This is a genomic window from Bacillota bacterium, assembly GCA_013314855.1.
In the GTDB taxonomy this organism is placed as follows: domain Bacteria; phylum Bacillota; class Clostridia; order Acetivibrionales; family DUMC01; genus Ch48.
Window position 1 is genome coordinate 1 of record JABUEW010000215.1, and the last position, 3,834, is coordinate 3,834.

Genomic DNA, 3,834 nt, shown 5'->3' on the forward strand with positions numbered 1-3,834 from the left:
GGAAAGTCTTATAGAGCCTGTTAATCCGACGAGGGATAAGCAAATCAACTGTATGAGCAAAATAATTACATTGAAATATTATTAAATTCTATTCAAATTATTTTGCGAGTTTGATTTGCCCCGAAGTGAATTTACAGGCTCTTAAGACTTGGAGCTTTTAGTTACTGGAAGCATTTTCTTCATAAAAATAAAATGCGCCCATTAGGGATTAGGGTGGCTTTCAATTCTCTCTGCTTATTTCTCTTATTTTATCTGCATATATTGTACTTAATTCCTCTGCAAATTCTTGAGAATAGCTTTCACTTATTATCCTACATATGGGGAGATCTGCATCAGGCAAAATAAGAACCCAACCATTATCATTATATATTTTAACCCCTTCCATAGTCTCTATTGTTTTTCCCGACTGTTCCTGGATAATCTGCCTTATAACCTTACCCTTTGCATTCCAGGGACATTCCACTTCCTTTCTATCCATATGAAATGTAGGAATCATGTCTACCATATCCGAAAGTTTATATTTATTTATTGCCATAAAATCCAATATTTTAACAAGTCCACCTATAGCGTCAAAGTGTAGTATAAATTGTTCCAACATTCCTTCTTCTGCACCATTGCCAAGTAATTTATACATTATATCTTGAGAGGAAGTCTTAGTCCTTACTACTTTTCCATTATACTCTTCCGCTATTTTTTCAACAATATGGCTGGCAGATATGGGGACAACAACTGTACCTCCTTTAACTGTCTTAAACAACATGATTGATATAAGGGCAATATACATATCTTCAGTAATTATCCTGCCTTTATTATCTACGAGCATCATTTTTTCCGAAAAATCTTCTACAGAAACACCCATATCAAAATTACCCATTTTTACATAACTTGTAAAGAAGTTTACATCGTCAGAAGTCATACTTGCTCTTTTTGTCTTGATATTTATAAGTTTTAAATTTAATAATTCCACTTTACAACCAAGCTGCTCAAGCAAGTTTTTCATGATTTCTGCAACAAATTGAGATGTTGTATTTAGAATAATTCTATAATCCATTTTCTTGGATTTTACACTATTAATAATATTTCTCATATAAAAACTGCTATAGTTCTGGACAGGTATAACATCCTTTATACAATCTCCTTCACAGCGGGAAAAATCTTCCCGTATAAAAACATTTTCAATTTTTCTTTCCAGTGCCCTGCTAATATTACATCCATTACTATCCATTATATCTATAAACAGCCGTGCAGGATTATGCCGTGAAGTACCTATGTGTATTCCTCCATCAGTATTATAGAATCTAATAGCCGACCTTGAGATGGGCAGCAGCATTTCACCAAAATCATGGACCTCAATACCTGTAGTAAGTAGGCCTGCTATAAATGCCATTTTTATCATCTTTGATGAAGGGTTATTATCACAGCTTACACCGATAACCCCTTTTTCTTTAAAAATAGCTCCATAAGCTGCACCAAGCTTTGATGCATATTCTGGGGTAATATCTACGTTAATTTCCCCAGTTATTCCTCTGTTTCCAAAAATATTTCTTGTATATTTTGTACCCCATACAAGATTGGAATTAATTTCTACCCCTTCATCAATCAATTTATTCGGCCATATTTTTATATTAGGCTTTATTATTGCATTTTCCCTTATTACAGTATCATCGCCAATTATAGAATTTTCAAAAGCCTTTGAAGAATTATACAAGTGAACTTTATTACATACCACGCTTCCCCTTAATTCAACTCTGTGGTCAATTAGACAATTCTTCCATATAATACTTCGTTTTATACTTGCCCGTCCATCAATAATATTTGAATCACCAATCACTGAATACCCGCCGATAATACTATCTTTCTTTATCCTTGTATGTTTCCCTATAATACATGGAGACTGAATTCTAACGTTTTCATCAATAACTGTACCATCATCAACCCATACCCTATCCTTTATTTCCTTCCCCGGTACATTTATTTTTACCTTTCCATCCATTATATCAATATGGGATTGAATGTATACACCCGGGTCTCCAATATCGCACCAGTAATCATCTATTATGTATCCATACATTGGAAAACCCTTTCTTAATAAAATAGGAAATAAATCTCTGCTAAAATCAAACATTTCATTCTTATTAAAAAAACTTAGCACGACCGGGGACAATATATATATACCTGTATTTACCGTATCACTAAATACTTCTCCCCAACTGGGTTTTTCCAAGAACCGGATTACCCTTCCTTCATCATCGGTTACAACTACACCATATTCAAGAGGTACATCTACTTTTTTCAGGAGTAATGTTGCTATTGAACCTTTATTAAAATGAAATTTTATTGCTTCTTCTAAGTTTGCATCAGTCAGTGCATCGCCGCTTATAACTATAAAAGTATCATCCAAAAACTCTTCTGCATTTTTAACACTCCCTGCCGTACCAAGAGGGACAGTTTCAACGTAATAATTAAAGTTTACTCCAAATTCTTTTCCGTCTCCAAAATAATCCTTAATTATTTCAGGCATATATTGGAGCGTTACAGCAATTTCCGTAAAGTTGTATTTTTTTAGTAATTCTACTATATGCTCCATCATAGGTTTATTAACTATCGGTACCATGGGTTTAGGCCTGTTGCATGTAAGAGGCCTTAACCTTGTCCCTTCTCCACCGGCCATAATGACAGCTTTCATTCAAACCATCCTTTCATTTTTTGACATGATACTACTGCCGTAATTTGCTTAAATTTAACTCAAATTTGGCTTAATTTTGGCATAAAGTTAAAACAACATTAAACACAAATATTATTTACATTAAATACAAAAACTATTCCCATGAAAAAAATGTGGCACTGAAACTGTCACGTATTTTTTAACTTTTAAAGGAGAATAATAATTCAAAGAAGAAAGGAGGAGTTCTTATGCCAAGAGTAAACAAAACTACAACTACTTTTACAAATAGCACTGAGTATTTAAAAAACGGGGTGTCTATAAGTCCGTCAATACCATCTGTAGGAGACAAAGTTAAAATAGAATACAGCGGCTTACTCGCTCAAAGCGGGGCTTCCCATGTTTATGCACATGTAGGGTATGGCGATAAATGGGACAATTTGTACGATTATCAGATGACTAGGACTGACAAAGGGTTTGAAGTAAGTATACCTGTGCTTAAATCCGATACATTAAATATTTGTTTCAAAGACTGCGCAAATAATTGGGATAATAACTCAGGAAATAACTATACTTTTGACATTACAAAATAAGAGAAAGCCTGATTTAAATTTTTAAGCCTTAATCAGCTTGTGGTCTTTAACTAAAAAGACCACAAGCTGATTCTTTTTGTTGAAATATGTAAAGTTTTGTACTATAATCTATTAGGTAAAAAAATTACGCCTGTATTTACTTTAAGTCGACTTTTAGTCGAAAGTATAGCCCCTGTACTTTAGTACAGGCGTGTTAAGTAATAACTCTTTTGAAAGGACATATATAATGAGATTTGTTCGAATAGATGCCATAAAAGAGGGAATGATAAACGCAAAACCCCTTTTAGGAAATAATGGGGAGATTCTTTTACATAGTGGGGTAGTACTCCGTGAACCATATATAATAAAGTTAAAAGAAATGGGTTATCCAGGTATATATATTCAAGATAGCCTCTCAGAAGATATTTCAGTGCAAGATCTAATTGACCAAAACCTAAGATTCGAGTGTATTAAATCCATAAAGGATGTATATACACACATCAGTAAAGTAAAGGTCATTAACAGTAAAATAGTTGAAAAGCTTAGGAAGCTTTTAGATGAAGTTATCGAATGCGTTTTATCCAATGATGAGCTTCTTGT

The 3,834-nt window shown here is 33.5% G+C and carries 3 protein-coding genes; 2 read left to right on the forward strand and 1 reads right to left on the reverse strand.

From position 1 onward, the window contains the following. Nucleotides 1–220 precede the first annotated feature (220 nt). Complete coding sequence (locus tag HPY74_20220; protein ID NSW92934.1) at nt 221–2,686, reverse strand: NTP transferase domain-containing protein; 2,466 nt, start codon at nt 2,684–2,686, stop codon at nt 221–223. A 227-nt stretch (nt 2,687–2,913) separates the two neighbouring features. On the opposite strand from HPY74_20220, the gene HPY74_20225 reads away from it, so the two are divergent. Further along, nucleotides 2,914–3,255, forward strand: a complete 342-nt coding sequence (locus HPY74_20225; GenBank protein NSW92935.1) for a carbohydrate-binding protein — start codon at nt 2,914–2,916, stop codon at nt 3,253–3,255. Between the two features lie 226 nt (nt 3,256–3,481). Beyond that, nucleotides 3,482–3,834 (forward strand): hypothetical protein (locus HPY74_20230; protein ID NSW92936.1); only part of this gene is annotated, 353 nt, incomplete at its 3' end.